Annotated in this window: 1 protein-coding gene; it reads left to right on the top strand. The window is 60.2% G+C overall.

Annotated features, from left to right (window positions below; genetic code table 11):
- A partial coding sequence (tyrS, locus tag J1M64_RS18630; protein WP_206475167.1) for a tyrosine--tRNA ligase occupies positions 1 to 392 on the top strand: 392 nt, incomplete at both ends.

Here is a 392-nt window from a genome sequence, read left to right as displayed (position 1 = left end):
GTCAAGACCAGGCTCGAGGGCGATGGGATGTCGTACACCGAGTTCAGTTACATGCTGCTGCAGGCCAATGACTACGTGCAGTTGCGCCGCGAGTACGGCTGCACTCTGCAAATCGGCGGCTCGGATCAGTGGGGCAACATCATCGCCGGGGTGGAGCTGAACCGTAGGCAGGATGCCGAGCCGGTCCATGCATTGACGGTTCCCTTGGTCACCTCGGCCGATGGCAAGAAGTTCGGCAAGTCCACCGGTGGTGGAAGTTTGTGGCTCGACCCGGAGATGACGAGTCCGTACGCCTGGTACCAGTACTTCGTGAATACCGGCGATGCGGACGTCGTGAAATACCTGCGCTGGTTCACGTTCCTGTCCCAGGATGAGCTGGCAGAGCTCGAGGT

Source organism: Dietzia sp. KRD202 (assembly GCF_017168155.1).
GTDB classification, from domain to species: domain Bacteria; phylum Actinomycetota; class Actinomycetes; order Mycobacteriales; family Mycobacteriaceae; genus Dietzia; species Dietzia kunjamensis.
This window is presented reverse-complemented; position numbering and strand designations above follow the sequence as displayed.